The following is a 17,985-nucleotide window of genomic DNA, read 5'->3' as shown; positions in this document are numbered from 1 at the left end:
ACGGGCTATGGTACCAGCCGCATGCAACCGTCACCTCAGTTCACCCCCCCAGAGGGGTCGTCGTCCGGCCAGGGCTCGGGCGTGTGGATCTTCGTCGGGTGCGGCGCGCTCCTGCTGCTGCTGCTCTGCGCCGGAAGCGGCGGGCTCGTGTTCTACGCCATGAACCGCGGGCAGGCGCTCGCGGGCGGCCCCGGTGTCGGACCGGGTGGCGCCCCGGTGGGCCCCGGGAGCTCCAGCGTCGGCGCGCTGCCCTCGCGCACCGTCAACGCCACCATCACGATGGCGACGGGCAACGCACCCGTACCCGTGGGCACCAACTGCAACTTCGTGGTCTCCGCGCAGGCCAACGCGAACTCCCCCACCGGCGTGCAGTGCCGCGCGCAGGTCGTGTGCGGCGGGCAGCTGCTGTTCGGGGGGCCCGACGTGGGCTACTTCACCTGCACCGTCGTCGAGCAGCCCCCGAGCATCTCGGGCAGCGACCCCACCACGACGGCTCAGGACGGAGTGGACGCGGCCATGTCCATCGACACGGCCGCCGGCACCCTCACGGTGCACGACGACGGCGGCGTGCACGGCGCCTACAGCGTCACCGCCCGCATCGACTCGGTGCTCTGAGCCCGCATGGCGCGTCGCCGCGGTCTGCGCTCCATCTCGGTGCCCATCACCATGGGCGCCATCGCCGTGCCCCTCTCGGCGGCGCTGCTGGTGGGGTGGACGGTGCTGTTCGGGCAGAAGATCGCGGAGCAGCAGGAGATCTTCGTCGAGGTGTGGCTCTTGGTGCTGGGCGCCATCTCGTTCACGGTCATCATCGGCGTGCTGGTGCTGCTGAGCTACTTCCTGGCGCGCGAGATCCTCGAGGTGCGCCGGCAGAACAGCTTCATCGACAGCGTGACGCACGAGCTCAAGTCGCCTCTCGCGTCCATCCGCCTGTGCCTCGACACACTGGCTCGGCCCGACCTGCCGGAGTCCCAGGTGGAGCGCCTGCACGAGATGATGCGAGGCGACGTCGACCGCCTGAACGACTTCATCGACGACGTGCTGCACTCGAGCCGCCTGGCCTACGACGGGGACACCATCCTCAACCTGGGCGAGTTCGCCGTGCTGGACCTGGTGAACGAGGTGGCGGACGCGGCCCGCAAGCGGCACGGGCTGCCCAACGAGGCCATCGCGGTCGACGTGGCCGAGACCCTGCGCCTGACCACCGACCGTCCCGCGCTGCTGCTGGTGGCGCGCAACCTGGTGGACAACGCCGTGAAGTACAGCAACGAGCCCGTGCGGGTGCACGTGGTCGCCCAGCTCGCGGCAGACGGGGGCGACCGGCCGCTGACGCTGACGGTGCGCGACGAGGGCATCGGCATCCCGCGCGCCGAGCTCAAGCGGGTGTTCCACCGCTTCTATCGGGTGGAGCACGAGAAGGTGCGCTCGCGCAAGGGCACCGGGCTCGGCCTGTTCGTGGTGTCCCAGCTGGTGCGCAACCTGGGCGGGAGCATCCACGCCGAGTCCGAAGGGGTGGGGCGCGGGTCGACGTTCGAGGTCCGCCTGCCGGTCAAGCCCCCGCGCTGAGCGGCGAGCGCCTCACGGCTCGGGGACGAACTTGTAGCCCGCGCCGCGGATGGACAGAAAGTGCACCGGGTTCTTGCCGTCGGGCTCGAACCGCCGGCGCAGGCGGGAGATGAAGTTGTCGATGGTGCGCGTGTTGTTGTAGTTGCGCAGCTTCCAGACGTTCTCCAGCAGCTCGTCGCGGCTGAGCACGCGCCCAGGGTTGTCGGAGAAGTAGCGCAGCAGGTCCAGCTCCAGCTGGGTGAGCTTGACTGGCTCCTCCCCGATGGAGACCTCGTGGGTGTCGAAGTCCACCTTGACCTGCCCGAACTGCAGGGTGGCGGTGTCGGCCGGGCGCAGGCCACGGTCGGTCTCCCACTTGCGGCGGCGCAAGAGCGAGCGCACCCGGGCCAGTAGCTCGGCCAGCTCGAAGGGCTTGACCATGTAGTCGTCGGCGCCGGCCTCCAGCCCCTGCACGCGGTCGTCCGGCGAGGAGCGCGCCGTGAGCATGATGACCGGCACGAAGTTGCCCGCGTCGCGCAGCTTCTGACAGAGATCGAAGCCGTTCACGTCCGGCAGCATGACGTCCAGCACGATGGCATCGTAGCGGTCCACGCGGATGAGCTTCTCGGCGGCCTGCTTGGCGTTGCCGGCCACGTCCACCTGGTAGCCATCCAGCTCCAGGTTGAGCTTCAACCCCGCCGCCAGATGCGCCTCGTCCTCGACCACGAGCAGGCGCTTCGGCGCGTCTTCGTCACTCATGGCGCCGAGCATAGCACCTGCTCATGACACAACTATGACAAACCAAGGCGTTGTTGTGATGGAGGTTCCGCCTGTGAACACATAGGGTGCGCCCATGGCCCCCTCGACCCCCGACGCCCCCCGCCGCGAGAAGCGGCTCAACCTCTCCATGGTGGAGGTGATCCCCTTCGCTCTGTGCCACGTCGTCGTCCTCGGCGCGTTCTTCACAGGGGTCACGTGGCAGGCCTGGGCGCTGTGCTTCGGGCTGCTGGTGCTGCGCATGTGGGGCGTCACGGCGGGCTACCACCGCTACTTCGCGCACCGCACCTACAAGACCAGCCGGGTGTTCCAGTTCATGCTGGCCTTCCTCGCCCAGAGCAGCGCCCAGAAGGGCGCCCTGTGGTGGGGCGCGCACCACCGCAACCATCACAAGCTCAGCGACCAGCAGGGCGATCTCCATTCCCCCGTGCTGGACGGCTTCTGGTACTCGCACATGGGCTGGCTGTTCGACGACACGGCGGGCACCGACTACAGCCGCATCAAGGACTTCGCCAAGTACCCCGAGCTGGTGTGGCTGAACGAGCACTTCCTGGTCCCCCCCACGCTGCTGGCCTTGGGCTGCACGGCGATCGCTGGCTGGCCGGGACTGCTCATCGGGTTCTTCCTCAGCACGGTGCTCTGCTGGCACATCACTTTCCTGATCAACTCCCTGGCGCACGTGGCGGGCAAGCGCCGCTTCGAGACCACGGACCAGAGCCGCAACAACTGGGTGCTGGCGCTGCTCACCCTTGGCGAGGGCTGGCACAACAACCACCACCACTATCAGAGCTCCACCCGCCAGGGCTTCTACTGGTGGGAGGTGGACGTCACCTACTACGTGCTCAAGGCCCTCTCCTGGGTGGGCGTGGTGTGGGACTTGCGCGAGCCGCCGGCCCGCGTGCTGGCCGAGGGCCGCGCGAACGACGCGGCGCGCAAGGCCGCCCGGCGTGCCCGCCGGAGGGGCGAGCCGGTCGTGGCCGTGCCTTCGGTCGTGGCTGCCGCCGAGCTGGAGCTGGACCCCGTCAGCGCCGAGTGAGCGCCTCTCGGGCGCCAGCCGTCCTGCTTCTGGCGTGAGACACGCCGCGGCGGGGCGCTGACGCAGGGAGCCCAGACAGTTCGCAGGGGACACTCCAACACCGACAGCGTATGATTCCTTGGTTGCTGCCGGCCGGCCCGGCAGAAGCGAGAGGAATACGCGGTGAAGCTCAAGCTCTGTCTCCTTGCCCTCCTGGTCTCGATGGGGACCGTCTCCTTCGGGTGCTCCGGCTCCGGGGGCTCCCCCACGGGCGCCCCGGCGCAGCAGCCGGGACAGGCGGCGCGGCCCCTGTTCGAGCAGGACGGGCGCCTCGACCCCGGTGGGCACGTGAACTTCAACGTCGCAGTGGCGGCAGGCGAGCAGGTGGTGGTGACGCTCACCTCCACCGACTTCGACCCCATCCTGGAGGTCACTCCGCCCGGGTCCGCCCCGCTCACGAACGACGACTGGCGCGGGAGCCGCACCGAGTCGCGCCTGAGCGTGATCGTCAGCGAGGGTGGCGACCTGAAGGTCGGCGTGACCAGCTTCTCGTCCGGAACGGGCGGAGCCTTCCATGTGCGCGTCGACCGCGGTGGTCTGCCCGCCGTGGCCCAGGCCGGTCCGGGGGTCAGCGAGGTGGCCGGGGGCAGCGCGCCCAGCCCCACGCTGCCCAGCGGGATCGCCAGCCAGATGGTCATGGCCCCGGCCACCATCCAGCCAGGCCAGTCCTACCAGGGCGAGCTGGGCCCCGGGGACCAGCAGCTGGCCGACGGCAGCTACCAGGAGCAGGTGCTCGTGAGCGGCGCCACAGCCGGCCCCCTCTCCCTCTTCATCCAGGCGCAGACCCAGGTCATCCCCAGCGCGGTGGTGCTCGACCCGCAGGGGCGCGCGCTGAGCGCCTCCAGCAACGGCTCGTACACCATCACGCAGCCGGGCACGCACCGCGTGCAGCTCATCTCGCCGGCCAACCAGACCAGCGGCTACACCATCCGGCTGGGCGGCGCGGCTGCGGCGGCCCCCTCGGCGCCGCCTCCCACGCCCTCGCTGTCGCGCAACCACCACCAGCTGCCGACGGGCGGCTCGCCGCAGAGCATCACCATCGGCCAGCGCGTGCAGGGGCAGCTCAACGGTAGCTCCTCGCTGCCGACGGGTGAGCCCATGACGCTGTACGCCTTCCAGGCGACGCCGGGGCAGTCCATCACCATCGACCTCACCTCCAGCGCGTTCGACCCGTACCTGATGGTGATCGGGCCCAACGGCCGGCACTGGGAGAACGACGACTTCGGCGGCGGGCTCAACTCGCAGGTGTCCTTGGACGCCGACGTCGCGGGGACCTACCGCGTCGTGGCCACCGCCTACCGGGCCGGCATGTCCGGCGCCTTCGACCTGGGGGTGACTCTGGGGCAGCGCGGCACGGGTCCGGCGCCCAGCGCCCCCGTCCCCAGCGCGCCCAGTGCCCCCAGCGGGCCGGGTCAGTCGCAGCGTGGCTCGCTCGCGCAGGGGGACAGCACCCTGAACTCGGGCGAGTTCATGGACACCTACGAGATGAGCTTCCCGGCGGGCCAGGCCGTGCACCTCGAGGCGGTCTCCACGGCGTTCGACACCTACCTCATCGTGCGCCCGCCCAACGGGCAGCAGCAGGACAACGACGACCAGGCGCAGGGCAACACCAACGCGGCGCTCGACTTCGTGTCGGCGGGCGGCACCTACCGGGTCATCGTCACCAGCTACCGCCCCGGCGAGACGGGGGACTACGAGCTGCGCGTGAACCAGGCCGGCGGCGCGCCGAGCACGCCCAGCAACCCCGGCGTGGGCAGCGGCGGGGGCAGCCGACCGAGCGGCCCCGCCACGGCCAGCACGGGCGCCACCACCACGGGCGCGCTGGCGCAGGGGGACAGCACCATCCCGAGCGGCGAGTTCGCCGACAACTACACGCGCACCTTCGAGGTGGGCCAGTCGGTGGAGATCCGCCTCACGTCCACGCAGTTCGACCCCTACCTCATCGTGCACACGCCGAGCGGGCGTCAGCTGGACAACGACGACCTCAACGGGCAGACGCGCGACGCGGGCATCAACCTGCCGGCGGCGGAGGCCGGCGAGTACCGCATCACGGTCACCAGCTACCGCCCCGGTGAGACCGGCAACTACACCATGACCTTCGGCGCGGGCGCGGCCGTGCCCCGTCCGGCGGGCGCGGGCGGCGGCAGCGGCAGCGGGGGGCGCGTGTTCGGCGTGTTCGTGGGCATCACCGACTACCCGGGTGCGGGTGACCTCCCCGAGTGCGCCAACGACGCCATCAAGCTGGCTCAGGCGCTGCGTGAGCGTGGGCTCCTCACGGAGGACCGCCAGGTGGTCCTCACGGACAGCCAGGCCACCGTGGCCAACGTCCGCAACGCGATGGCGCGCATGGCCCAGCAGATCGGGCCCGACGACATCTTCATCTTCTTCCACTCGGGCCACGGCGGTCAGACGGGCGGTGGCTCGACCGACCCGCGCGAGATCGACGGCAACGACGAGTACATCGTCATGTATGACGGGCAGATCATGGACAACGACATGGGCACCATGTTCGACGCCATCCACGCCCGCGTCGCGGTGCTCTCGCTCGACAGCTGCTTCGCGGGTGGCTTCGCCAAGGACGTCATCACGCGCCCCGGCCGCATCGGCCTCTTCAGCTCGGAGGAGGATGTGCTCAGCGCCGTCGCCAGCCAGTTCCAGGCGGGCGGCTACCTCAGCCACTTCCTGCGCACCGCCTTCCAGGGTGCGGCGGACGCGGCCCCCAACGACGGCGTGCTCACGGTCGGCGAGCTGACGCACTACCTCTACCGGCAGTTCGGCCAGCACGCGGCCGACGTGGAGCTGCAGGGCGCCTACCAGCACCTCGTCGTCGACCGCGGCGCGGTGACCGTGGACCAGGTGCTCTGGTCGTACCGCTGAGCGCTCCGCGAGCGCGGGCTCGCTTGCGCGACCCATGGCCAGAACCAGCAGCACCGCCCCCGGGGTCCCTCGGGGGCGGTGCTGATCCGTCACTGCGCTGCGCGTGCGAGCGCGCGTTGGTGCTGGCGGCGCCGAGCACCCTCACGACTTTCCTTCCCACACGTCGAGGTCGACGTTGTCGAGAGGTTCGTCGAATGTCTCTGACATCCGTACCTGGCCTCGCCACTGGCCCAGCTTTCGCGGACCTCGGTTGACCAAGGGCACGAGCCGCACGGCGGGTACCCCTGCTCGCGCGATGACGACCTCTTCTCCTCGCAAGGCGCGCTCGACGAGTCGTACCAAGTCCGTCTTCGCTTCCTCCATGTCCACGGGGCGGGCCATGTTTGGAGTCTAGCGAGACGGGCCGGTGCTCGCTGCCCGCTACGGACTACTCGTCGATGAATTCGTTGGCGCTGCCGCCGCCCCCGCCGCCGAAGTCTTCCTCGGGGCCGCCGCCGTAGTAGTCGCCCTCGGCGAGGTTGTCGAAGCGGGTGTACTCGTTGAAGAAGCGCACCCGCGCCGTGCCCGTCGGACCCGCGCGCTGCTTGCCGATGATGACCTCGGCGATGCCGCGGTCCTCCGACTCCTGGTTGTAGACCTCGTCGCGGTAGATGAACCAGATGGTGTCGGCGTCCTGCTCGATGGCGCCGGACTCGCGCAGGTCGCTCAGCTGCGGGCGCTTGTCCTTGTTGCCGCGGCTCTCGACGCCGCGGTTCAGCTGCGACAGCGCGATGACCGGCAGGCCCATCTCCTTGGCGAGACCCTTCAGGTTTCGGCTGATCTCCGAGATCTCCTGCTCGCGCGAGTCGTTCTTGCTGCCCGAGCGCATGAGCTGGAGGTAGTCGACCACGATCAGCGCGAGGCCGTGCTCGCTCGCGATGCGGCGCGCCTTGCTGCGCAGCTCCAGCATGGAGATGGCGGGGGTGTCGTCGATGAAGATGGGCAGGGTGCTGAGCAGGCCCGCCGCCTTCGACAGCTTGGGCCAGTCCTCGCGGATGAGCTTGCCCGTGCGCAGGCGCGAGCCGTCGACGCGCGCCTCGCTGCCCAGCATGCGCTGGGCCAGCTGCTCCTTGGGCATCTCGAGCGAGAAGATGGCCACCCCCTGGCCGGACTTCACCACGGCGTTGACCGCGACGTTCAGCGCGAACGAGGTCTTACCCATGCCGGGGCGCCCGGCGATGATGATGAGGTCGCCGGGGTGCATGCCCGCGGTCATGCTGTCGACCTTGGCGAAGCCCGTGGGCAGGCCCGTGATGGCGGCCCCACGCTGCGCCGCCTCTTGGATGGTCATGAAGGTGCGCTTCACGACCTCGCGGATGTGCTCGTAGGGGTTCTTGGCGCGCTCCTTGGCGACGTTGAACACGCGGCTCTCGGCGGTGTCCAGGTAGTTCTCGATCTCGCCGTAGTCGCCGTAGCCCTCGGCCGCGAGCTCGTGGCAGACCGACAGCATGCGCCGCACGATGGCCTTCTCTTTCACGATCTTCGCGTGCGCCTCGATGTTGGCGACGGTCGGGATGGTCATCGAGAGCGACAGCAGGTAGTCGTCCCCGCCCACCGAGGCGAGCTTGTTGCTGCCCACCAGCGCGGCCCGCAGCGTGACTTGGTCGATGGGCTCGCTGCGCGCGAAGAGCGTGCGCATGGTCTCGAAGATGGTCCCGTTGGCCGAGCTGTAGAAGTGCTCGGACTCGAGGATCTCGATGATGACGTTCATGGCCCCGTTCTCGAGCAGGATGCCCCCCAGCACGGCGCGCTCGGCGTCGAGGGAGTTGGGCGGCACCCGGCCGGACGAGGGCTCTCGGTTCATGGGTCGGCGTAGATACCACGCCCGGCCGCGGGGGTGTAGCTGGCCGATATGCGACTCACCCAGTGTCGTACATGTATGTATTTGGGGCTTCTCTTATGGGGGCGAAACGCGTATCGTGCGATGGCACGCGGGACGCGGACGTTGCCGTCCTTCCGCCACCACTCGGAGTGAATTGGATGCGAAATCGATTGAGCGCGCGGCAGGCGCGCGTGCTGGCGGGCACCTTGGCCTGCGCCCTGGCTCTGACCCTTGGAGCGCCCAGCGCCCAGGCTGGCGGGTTCGACATGCCTGGTCTGGGAACGCGCGGGCTCGGGCGCGCAGGGGCCTGGGGCGTGCGCTCCGACTCCCCCCTGGCGTTGCACTTGAACCCGGCGAACCTCGCGCGCCTCGACGGCATCAACGTAGAAATCAGCCTGCACCTCGCCAGCCTGCAGTCGTGCTTCGACCGCACGGGCACGCCGACGCGTGATGGCAACGGTGACGCGCGTGCCCAGGAGACCCCTGATCGTGCGAATACCCCCGTGGGGAGCAACAACGGCAACGTCAACGACTTCGGCGCTCCCAGTCAGTACGCGGGCATCGAGTATCCCGAGGTGTGCAACGACGCGGGCATCTTCCCCATCCCGCAGATGGCCCTCTCGTTCCGGCCGCACGAGCGCGTCGGCATCGGCATCGGCCTCATTGCACCGAACAACGTGGGTCACAGGACGTTTGGCGCCGCTAGTGGACCAAACCTGGGCACGTACGCGGTGCCCGGCGCTCCGACGGGTCGGCTGCCCGTGTCGAGCCGCTACGACGTGATCGAAGCGAACGTGCTGCTTGCCTTCGTGGCCGTCGGTGCGGGCATCGAGCTGCACCCACGCCTGCGCGTGGGGGCCTCGTTCGGTTACGGCTTCGCCAGCCCGGGCTTCACCACGGCGGTCACCCCGGTGCATGGCGAAGACATTGCACGCGACATCATCGCGGTCGTCGACGCACACGACCGCTTCGTCCCGCGCATCGGTCTCAGCGTCGACGCGGAGCCCGTCGATGGCCTCGAGCTGATGGCCGGCTTCACGTGGACCGGCGACGTCAAGGCGTCTGGCGACCTCAATCTGCGCCCCGTGTTTTGGGGTGACATCGCTGGGCAGGCCAACCGTCCGCGCATGGGTCGCGACGAGGGCTGGGAGAACGTGACGTTTCCGGTGAACCTTACCGCGCCGCAAACCTCGGTGTTGAACGCAGGCGTGCGGTACGCCATGGCCCGCCCGGGCGCACGCAGCACCTCTGACCGCATCAACGGGGTGCCAGCATTGGAACCAGCAGAGGGTGACCCCGCGCGCTCGTCTGATCCAATGCGCGACGAGGTCTTCGACCTAGAGCTCGACGTGGTGGTGACACTCGGCAGCCGCGTGAAGTCGTTCAATGTGGTTGCCTCTGAGCGACCAGGTCCATGGCTGGTGTCTGGCGTCATTTCGCTTCCCGCACCCCCAGAGATCTCGCTGCCCCACAACTGGCGCACTCAGGTCATGGTAGCCCTCGGCGGCGACGTCAACGTGTTGCCCGAGGTGCTCGCGCTGCGTTGGGGCCTCGTGTACGAGACGCACGGTGTCGAAGCAGGCTACGAGCGGCTCGACTTCACCCCATGGCAGCTCTTCGGCGGCTCCTTCGGCATGACGCTGCGCATCCAGCGGTTCGAGCTCTCGCTCGCCTACATGCACACGCACTACTTCACCGTGAACAACAGTGAGAGTCAGGCGCGCGTCACCAGCCCGGTCGCGGCTGGCGAAGGCACCATCATCAACGCGGGTCGCTTCACCGCCAGCACGAACCTCATCTCGTTGGGGCTGAGCTACCGCTTCCGCTGAGCACTGCGGACTCTTCGGCGCGACCCCCGCGGCTCACACGGCCACGGGGGTCGTTGCGTTGGAGTGCCGGATGGTGCGGCGCGGAGGCGTGCACGTTGAGCGGAATGTTCCTTGGTTGGATGGGTGGAAAACTCGCGCTCCATTCTATTCCATGGTGCGCAAGAAAATTGACTTGCGCGCTCGCACTCGAACGACCACGTTCCCGGCAATCGATCAAGGCGGGAGACTGCAAGAGAAGTGTGGGGAGACGCTAAACAAGTCGTTGGCGCGTACGGCGCGCGCATGCATGGAAGCACCACCTTCTTCTGTTCTGTCCTGCTCGCACTCGTCGGCACGGCCGGACTCCCGAGCACGGTGCGCGCCTATCGCACCGCGCTCAGCGCCGAGGGGGTCGATGGTCAGCAGCCCCCAGCGTGGCGCCAAGACTTCGCGTTCAAGATTTCCACGGCGCAGCCGCTGAGTCTCGCGTTCACCTCTGTCGAGGGCGCGTTCCACGAGGCGCGCTCGGCGTGGCGTGGCTGCGGGGCCCCAATCGTCTCGTACGCCGGCGCCAGCGTCCACTCGGGCGTGCTGGGCGACGGCATCAACACCATCGAGTGGGTGCACACCGGATGGACCGAACTGGGGCTTGCGCCAGACGCCATGGCGACGACAGACGTGAACCTCGTCCGGCAACCAGATGGGCGCTGGGACATCACCGAGGCCGACATCTACATCAACGCGCAGCACTTTGAGTGGGTGGCGGGGACACCCGCAGCGGGTTCGTCTGCCAGGAGCCTCACGGCTGTGCTCACGCACGAGCTTGGCCACGCCCTGGGGCTGCTGCACCCCTGCGAGCCCGAGGCGGAAGGAGACGCGCCAGCGTGCTCGAGCGAGCACGCCTCTGTTGCGATGTACCCTTTGTACGACGGCCGAACCGTGCTCACGCTCGCCGCGGACGATCGCGCGGGGCTCTGTGCCGTGTATCCCTGCGTCGCACCCGCCTGTGACACGTCGTGTACAACGGGTTCGTGCCCTGGAGATCGCCCGCGTTGCGCGTCGGATTTCGAGTGTGGTGCCGGGCACTGCGTAGACACCGTGTGCGTGGCGCAGCCTCTGTTCGACCTGTGCGCGGATGACGCCGAGTGTGGTGTCGGGCACTGCGGCGAGCAGGGCTACTGCACGGTCGGGTGTTCCTCGTCATGCGGGCTCCAGGCAGCTTGCGTCGCTGGGCAGTGCGCTCCGCTGCGCTCCGTGTTCGGTGAGGACTGCGAGTTCTCCGGCAACTGTGTGAGCGACGTCTGCGTCGAATATGACGGCGTGGCGCAATGCAGCCGGCTGTGTAGCGACGCGCTCGCGTGTCCCGCGGGCTACTCCTGTGACCACCTCACAGGAGTCAACGTGTGTGTTCCGCTCCACCAGGCCTCGTGCAGTGCCGGTCTCGGTGTGCCGCGGCGTGGTTGGAGCGTCTGGTCCATGTGGGCCGTTTCGCTGTTCGTCGCCCTGATGGCGCGGCGTCGGTCGTCCTGGTTGCGAGGTAAGCTGTGAGTAGAAGCATCCTTCTTTTTGCGATCGTCACTGCGAGCGCAGCGCTGTGTTTCGGTTGCTACGAACCACCCCCCGACGCCAGCTTGCGTGGGTCGGAAGGCGGGGACGAAGCCGCGGCAGAGTCCGCGTCGCTGCGCCGTCTCAGGCTGCGACAGAACGTGCGCGTCCTCATCGACGGCCAGGTGTGGACCGTGTCGTCCGATCCCGAGGCGCCGACTGCTGGCGACGTGCTCTCGCAGGACCAGTTTCACGAGGACATCGTGCTCGCGCACTGCGACAAGATCGCGTTCGAGCGCATGAACGGGGAGGGCGTGAACGGGGAAGGCGGCTGGAGCGGTGAGCACATCGTGTGCTCAGACGACAGCGTCAAGACCTGTGGGAATATCAGCTGCCGGCTCGAGCGTGCGACCTGCATCGGGCACACCTACGCCGAGATCGCCGACGCGGTCGCGCCGTTGGTGCTGGGCGCGCGCATCGCTCCCGCGGAGTGGACCACCGTGACGCTTCCGCCACAGGATCTCGCAGCCCGCGCGCTCCTGCTGGAACTCGGGTTGAGCCGCTTCCGCGAGGCTGGCCTCACGATTCGGGACGCGGTGCCTAGCGGGCAGGGTTCGGAGCCGCCCCTCGCGTCGTCCGCGAATCAGGAGGAGTGCGCCTCGGAATTCACGGAAGGTGTCACGCTCATCGACGCCATCGCGTTCATGACGGGTGACTACGCGCAGCTCATCGACGAGCTGGGCTACGGTGCCATGGACGCCTACGTCCGGCTCGCAGACTCGTCCGCCGGGCGCATCTCGGACCCCGTTCAGGCCTCTCAGACGCGCTGGGAGCTCCGCCAGTTCGCGGGGAGCCTCATCGTTGGACCCAACGAGGTGGAAGCTGGTCCCTACGCCGGGAACCCGTTCTGCGACCGCGCCACGCTCGCGCCCGCGACGCTCGCGGCCATCGGTCATCCGACTCTCCGCGGTCGACCCCACGCGGCTCGTCGCCATCCCTGGTCAGGTCGAGTCACCCGTCTCGCTGCAGGACTTCTTGTTCAACGGGCCCGACGCGGTCATGCCCCGCTACTACCTCGCCACGACCGGTCTCGCGCGTTTTCCGGAGCCGGGGGTCGCCAACCTGCCGACGCCGGAGGAGTTCCTCGCCGAGGTCGGCCTGAGCGAGAGCGACTTCGCGGCGGCGCGCGTCGCACTCCAGCAAGAAATTCGCGCGTTCCGCAGGCCCCTCTCGGTCGCGCTCGATGGTGTCACCCTCCCTTCGCCGCCACTGACCGAGGGCGGGAGCGGATACCAGATCGACCCGGCCGTCTACGCCGCCACGCGTGAGCCACCTTCGCTCCAGACGTGGCTCGCGTACGCCAACGCCACGGAACTGCACCTGGACACCAACGGCCCTCCGGTCGCAGACGAGATCTACGACACGCCGGTGCTCGCGTCGCAGCGGTACACGCTCATCGAGTTGGCGGACCGCCTCGAGGCCGCGCTGGGAGACGACTACGGCGACGCCTACGACGACTATCTCGCCTCCCTGCAGGCTGCGCGCGGCGTTGGGATGGCGGACTTCCTGGGCGGCATTGGTGTGTCAGACCAGCTGCTCCCTGCGGACAGCTTCAACTACAACCCCCCCGACCCCGCCATCGTCTTCAACTACACGCCGGAGACCCAGTTCCGCGTGGTGTCGATGTTCGTCGCGGGTTCCGAGTACGAGGAGTGGCGGATCACCGCCAACCTCGAAGACGTAAACTGCGCGGTGCGTGGCGTCAACGAAGCGGGCGACTGCAGCGCGGCAGCGTTGGAGGAGCTCCGTCAGCCGATCATCTCCATGCCGCAGTCTTCCATCGATGGCCTCTACCCATTTGCGGGGAGGTTCTACTACTACGAGCGGCCGGAGAACGCGGAGCGGGTGTACCTCCTGCGCCCGCGACCGGGCGCGACGCCCGGTCAGCCGAACTCGTACGACGAAATCGCGACGATCGACGTTCCCGAGGAGTACGCCGTGCCCAACTGTCCGCCCGGTGGCGGGTCGATGGACGCCGGGGTCCCCGAGGACGCGGGCCCGCCGCCGGACCTCGGTCCCGACATGGGCTCGGGCTTCATGCCCGACATGGGCCCGGTCTTTCAGCCCGACATGGGCTCATCCGGGCCGGGGCAGTACTGCGTGTCTCGCTTCGCCGTGAGGACGTTGCAGCCCGAGGCCGAGCGGCGCGCGGCGGAGCTGCTCATGCCGAGCGCGGCAGACTGTGCGGCGCCCCAAGTGGACTGCGCCGGCACGACGTACGACGCGCGCCTTCCACTCGAGGACTCGCTGACCGACGACGGCGATGCGTTCGAGAGCTCTTGGAGGAGCTACCTGGTGCGCGCGCGGCAGGCAGCTGACCGCGCCGACGAGCTCGGGCGGCAGGCCCAGGGTACGCAGCTCGAGATCGAGCTCCGTGCTGAGGCGGCAATTGCCGAAATCCAGTCCATCTGTGGGTCGGCCATCAGCATTGCGCCGCTGACCGCAGAGAACGTCACGAGCACCTGCCCCGACGCGGGCACTCCGCTGGAAATCGCTCGGTGCCTTGGTGAGGATACGCCTGGGATGGAAGATCTCATCCGATGCCTCGAAGCCTCGACGAGGCGTCCCTTCGTCAGCCTCGGCTCGCAGGAGCTATGCATCTTCCACCCCATTGGCGAAGAGACGCAGGTGTGTGGCAAGGCACGAGACTACGACCTCCCGGACCAGGCATGCCCGCGCCAGCCCACCGAAGATGACCCTCCGACCGGCTGCGCCGCGGCCGGCGACGGATACGTGTCCGTCAGGATCAGTGGCGCAGACCTCCTTGGTCTCTTCTCGGCACCACAGCTCTCCGCGGGCACCAAGGCTCCACCCGGGTTCTGCGACGATGTTCGGGAGGCGCGTCGCCTGATGCGGATAGGCACGAACAACCTTGCAACTCGATTAGCATGGTGGAAGGTCTTTATCGAAAGCGACTTCTTTTCTGCCAGCAACGCGCGACGAATCGCCCGTGGCATCAACTGGGAGGCGCGGCCAGGGTCGTTTTCGTCACTCCGTGTTGGCGAGCGAACCATTCTCACCAACGGTGACATCGTCAACGGACCGCGAGCCAGCGGCGTCTGTGCTCAAGGCGGGTTCGAAGAGAATCGGTGCAGCAATGGTCGTGTGGCGGGAAGCTTGTTCTGCGACGGGAACTCGTGCGCGAACCAGGGGCGCCGACAGCTTCTCAACGCCCGTATGGTTCAAGCCGCGGTTGCAGCGCGGTGGCTTGGTCAACAGACACTCGAGGGCTTCGTCGTGCCGTGGGGGGTCGCCGTCGAGCAGGACGACCAGGGCAATATCCTCGTGAGCGTCGAGGGTAGGTCGTCCACAGGATACGAGGACACATGGATCGCGGGAGGCTCGCCCTACGGACGGTGGAGTATCAACCAAGAAGACCGCCAAGGATATGCCGCCTGTCAGGCTGCCGCTTCGACTCTAGAGCGCGACGTAATGTGGGTCTGGCGCTCAGAGGGAGAGGAACCCTACGTTCATACTACGACGTGCCCATGGGACGGCGTGGGCTTCATGACCATCAATTCTAGCGCGCCCTTCGGGGAGACCGTGTCACCGCTGGACCCTCTCAACGTGGAGAACGGTCGCCTCGTTGCCTCCGAGACACTCCGGTCGCTTCGTGACCCTGCTCGCCCACGGTACTTTCAGATGTTGGGCCTCACAGATCCGTTCCATCCCAGCGGCTGTCCAAGTAATGTCTTCGGATGCGACCATGTGTTTCCGTGGTTTCTGGACGGTGTCGACGGCTGGGCCCTCGTGGGCGTGGACTACTACACCCGCGCCATGGGCAACACCTTCACCGCGGGGCAGGTGTTCGACGCTCTGGAGCTGATCTGCGAAGCAGACGCTACGTCGCAGATCAGCGTCGTGCCCACGCCGCGTACGCACATTTCCGCAGATGACCTACCGGACATCTTGAATGATCTGAAATACGCGGCCGACGCCGTTCACGGCCTCGCGAACCGGATGGTGTTCGCCAAGATGCCGGTGAGCGTCGTCGAGTCCCTCGACGCCAATGACGCCACGGGGACGTCAGGTATCCACGGTGAGTATGGCGTCGTGGTTGCCGGGTTGCGTGCGGCGATGGTCGATCTGAGCGCTGTCCCAGAGCAAATGGCGGCGGAAGTGCGGCGACTCGAGCGTGCCGTGCGGTCTGCCAACGAAGAGCTCAGCCGGCTAGCCAACATCGACGTCATCGATCGGAACAACTACAAGACCGGAGTGGCCGAGCAGGCGAACCAGTGCGCTCAAAGCTTGTTCGCAGCGGCGGAAGGGTCGATCTTCAGCGTCAAGGCGGCGATCGCCGGCTCGGTGCGCGCGGCGGCGCAGTGCGCCGTCAACGCCACCAATGTCCAGCGACTCACGAGAAATCTCGCAGCGAACGAGGCCATCGCGGACTCGAACCGCGCGCTACTCATCTTGACGGCGGAGAACGTGTCGGATGAGGCTACCGTCAACCTTCGTCTGCTGGAGACGCGGCTCCGAACCAGCAGCGCCGCCATCGACCAGTACCTGATTCAGCTGGACAGCATGCAGGCTCAGGCAGACCGCGCGCTCGCTCGTGCGTTGTTTCTGTCCACCGACGAGGCGGGTGCAATCCTTCCCGTGAGTCGCAGCTTGCGCACACGGCACAGCGCTGAGCACGAACGCTATCGGCGGGCGGAGCGGGACGCCATTCGCCTCAGCTTCTTGGCGAAGCGAGCCATCGAGCAGCGCTTCGGTGTGCGCCTCGCCGACCTGACCAACGACCTCTCGCTGGTTGACCGACCGGCTGCGTGGGAGTCGACCATCTGCGAGATGGACGGTATCGACTTCGGCCAGCAGACCTCCGACGACCCGGACGAGAACACCGCTGGGCAGTACACAGCGGGCGCTGTCGGTGACTACGTGTCGCTACTGGAGAGTTTCGTGGAGTCCTACCGTCACGATTTCCCATTCACGGATGGCGTCGACGTCGCGGTGGTTTCGCTTCGTGACGACATCCAGAACATTCGGGCGCTGTGCGAGGCACCCGTCGGCAACCTCCTCTACTTTTCGGCGTCGCTGACGGAGGCGACCGACGTTCAGCCACGGGGCTGGCGTCCGACAGGGTGCTTCCTCGAGTCCGCGGCTCCCGGAGAAGCGGCGTGCATCAGCGTTGCGCCAGTGGCCGACATCGACGGACCGCCGGTGGGCATCACGGGCGTCGCCAACCCCATGCGGCTCACGTTCCGCCCGGGGCATCCGAGCTGCCCTGGCGTGGACTGCCCCTGCGTGGACGAGAGCGGCCTCGAAGATCCAGGCTGCGGCTGGCGACCGGGGGCAACGTACTCGCAGGCACTCAGCGGGGCGGTGGGACTCTATCGGCTGTCCTGGTACGAGCTTGCCGAGGCGGATGCGAACCAGTTGCCCGAACTCTCGGTACGTAGCGCAAGCGTGGCGCCAGCGGCGCAGGTACAAGATATTGGGAGCTTCGCCGACGAGGCGGACGAAGTGTGGACGCGCCGATGGCGCTACGTCTTCGTACCCACTGTTCAGACCATCGAGGTGCACGTCGGACCACAGGTCGAGTACGGTGAGAACGGCAACGAGCTGATGGAGCCCGTCGTGGCGGGCGTGATGCTCGAGCGCATGCCGTGGGGCGTGTCGACGTTCGACCCGGACCTGGGGGACATCGCTGTTCCAGACTTTGCCTCGACCGAAGACACGCTGACGTACGGGCAGCAGGTCTGCGAGGACACGACCGGTGTCGAGTTCCGTGACCGATCGTGGACGTACGGGTGCGAGGAGCTCTGCGACCTTGGCTTCCAGGGGAGCTGCCCTGAAGACGAGCGCACGCGCTACTGCTACTGGGAGACCAGCTTCACCGTTGCGGAGGAGTCCATCCAACGCGGCAATACGTTTGCTGCGTCCGGTTTCGCACGCGGTAACTTCAACTACCGGATCGATTCGGTGGCGGCGAACGTCGTCGGGTCCGCGTCGCGCCAGTGCCGTGACGCGAACCTACCATCCACTTGCTACAGCGCCGGCTACGTCCCCTACTCGCTCGAGCACTTCGGACCGTACACGGTGCTGGGCCACGATGGGCGCTCGTACGACGCGCCTCTCTACACGGGGCGCATCGAGCATGCGCGCGCGCTCGCTGCGGAGCGGTACCTCTCGAACCCGATGAGCGGCGCGGACCAGGCGCTCATCAGCCAGTTCACGCAAGGTCAGATGCGCGGCCGGCCGGTGACGGGCACCTACCGACTCCGTGTGTGGGATGAGCCAGGTGTGAACTTCAACGGCATCGAAGACGTTCAGCTGGTCCTCGGCTATCGCTTCTGGACGCGAACCAACTGAGCGATGCGTCGCTTCGTCGCCGTGACCGTTGTTGCTTGGGTCGCGCTCGCCTCCGGGTGTGCGTCTCCCCACGGGCGTTCACGGCGCGATGCGGGCGTCGACGTTGGCATGATGAACGGCGACGG

10 protein-coding genes are annotated in these 17,985 nt (G+C 67.8%); 7 read left to right on the top strand and 3 right to left on the bottom strand.

Features of this window, described 5'->3' with window-relative positions:
* Positions 1-21 precede the first annotated feature (21 nt).
* On the top strand, positions 22-615 hold the full coding sequence (locus tag H6726_09255; GenBank protein ID MCB9657819.1) for a hypothetical protein: 594 nt from the start codon (positions 22-24) through the stop codon (positions 613-615).
* 6 nt (positions 616-621) lie between these two features.
* Positions 622-1,563: a HAMP domain-containing histidine kinase gene (locus tag H6726_09250; protein MCB9657818.1), complete on the top strand. Its 942-nt coding sequence runs from the start codon at positions 622-624 to the stop codon at positions 1,561-1,563.
* A gap of 12 nt (positions 1,564-1,575) precedes the next feature.
* Here the strand turns inward: H6726_09250 and H6726_09245 are convergent, their stop codons facing one another.
* Positions 1,576-2,301, bottom strand: a complete 726-nt coding sequence (locus H6726_09245; GenBank protein ID MCB9657817.1) for a response regulator transcription factor — start codon at positions 2,299-2,301, stop codon at positions 1,576-1,578.
* A 148-nt stretch (positions 2,302-2,449) separates the two neighbouring features.
* Here H6726_09245 and H6726_09240 point away from each other — a divergent pair, with 148 nt between their 5' ends.
* Both H6726_09240 and H6726_09235 read left to right on the top strand, forming a co-directional pair.
* A complete protein-coding gene (locus H6726_09240) occupies positions 2,450-3,355 on the top strand; it encodes an acyl-CoA desaturase (GenBank protein MCB9657816.1) in 906 nt (301 codons plus the stop codon).
* A gap of 162 nt (positions 3,356-3,517) precedes the next feature.
* Positions 3,518-6,271: a caspase family protein gene (locus H6726_09235; GenBank protein ID MCB9657815.1), complete on the top strand. Its 2,754-nt coding sequence runs from the start codon at positions 3,518-3,520 to the stop codon at positions 6,269-6,271.
* 141 nt (positions 6,272-6,412) lie between these two features.
* On the opposite strand, the gene H6726_09230 is transcribed toward H6726_09235, so the two are convergent.
* Positions 6,413-6,652 (bottom strand): type II toxin-antitoxin system prevent-host-death family antitoxin, encoded by a 240-nt coding sequence (locus H6726_09230; GenBank protein ID MCB9657814.1) that lies wholly within the window; start codon positions 6,650-6,652, stop codon positions 6,413-6,415.
* A 46-nt stretch (positions 6,653-6,698) separates the two neighbouring features.
* Positions 6,699-8,114: a replicative DNA helicase gene (dnaB, locus tag H6726_09225; protein ID MCB9657813.1), complete on the bottom strand. Its 1,416-nt coding sequence runs from the start codon at positions 8,112-8,114 to the stop codon at positions 6,699-6,701.
* A gap of 176 nt (positions 8,115-8,290) precedes the next feature.
* Here dnaB and H6726_09220 point away from each other — a divergent pair, with 176 nt between their 5' ends.
* From H6726_09220 to H6726_09210, 3 genes are all read left to right on the top strand, one after another.
* Positions 8,291-9,961, top strand: a complete 1,671-nt coding sequence (locus H6726_09220) for a hypothetical protein (GenBank protein ID MCB9657812.1) — start codon at positions 8,291-8,293, stop codon at positions 9,959-9,961.
* Positions 9,962-10,243: 282 nt separating this feature from the next.
* A complete protein-coding gene (locus H6726_09215; protein MCB9657811.1) occupies positions 10,244-11,488 on the top strand; it encodes a matrixin family metalloprotease in 1,245 nt (414 codons plus the stop codon).
* Between the two features lie 1,032 nt (positions 11,489-12,520).
* On the top strand, positions 12,521-17,860 hold the full coding sequence (locus H6726_09210) for a hypothetical protein (protein ID MCB9657810.1): 5,340 nt from the start codon (positions 12,521-12,523) through the stop codon (positions 17,858-17,860).
* The last annotated feature ends 125 nt before the right edge of the window (positions 17,861-17,985 follow it).

The sequence above is a fragment of the Sandaracinaceae bacterium genome, assembly GCA_020633055.1.
Taxonomy (GTDB): domain Bacteria; phylum Myxococcota_A; class Polyangia; order Polyangiales; family Houyiibacteriaceae; genus JADJJE01.
The sequence above is the reverse complement of the archived record's forward strand: the minus strand, read 5'-3'. Positions and strand labels throughout refer to the sequence as shown.

Excerpts from the sequence above, each read along its gene's own strand:
- H6726_09215 (MCB9657811.1), top strand. The coding sequence starts at position 10,244 with ATGCATGGAAGCACCACCTTCTTCTGTTCTGTCCTGCTCGCACTCGTC.
- H6726_09245 (MCB9657817.1), bottom strand. The coding sequence starts at position 2,301 with ATGAGTGACGAAGACGCGCCGAAGCGCCTGCTCGTGGTCGAGGACGAG.
- H6726_09250 (MCB9657818.1), top strand. The coding sequence starts at position 622 with ATGGCGCGTCGCCGCGGTCTGCGCTCCATCTCGGTGCCCATCACCATG.
- dnaB (MCB9657813.1), bottom strand. The coding sequence starts at position 8,114 with ATGAACCGAGAGCCCTCGTCCGGCCGGGTGCCGCCCAACTCCCTCGAC.
- H6726_09220 (MCB9657812.1), top strand. The coding sequence starts at position 8,291 with ATGCGAAATCGATTGAGCGCGCGGCAGGCGCGCGTGCTGGCGGGCACC.
- H6726_09255 (MCB9657819.1), top strand. The coding sequence starts at position 22 with ATGCAACCGTCACCTCAGTTCACCCCCCCAGAGGGGTCGTCGTCCGGC.
- H6726_09240 (MCB9657816.1), top strand. The coding sequence starts at position 2,450 with ATGGTGGAGGTGATCCCCTTCGCTCTGTGCCACGTCGTCGTCCTCGGC.
- H6726_09230 (MCB9657814.1), bottom strand. The coding sequence starts at position 6,652 with ATGGCCCGCCCCGTGGACATGGAGGAAGCGAAGACGGACTTGGTACGA.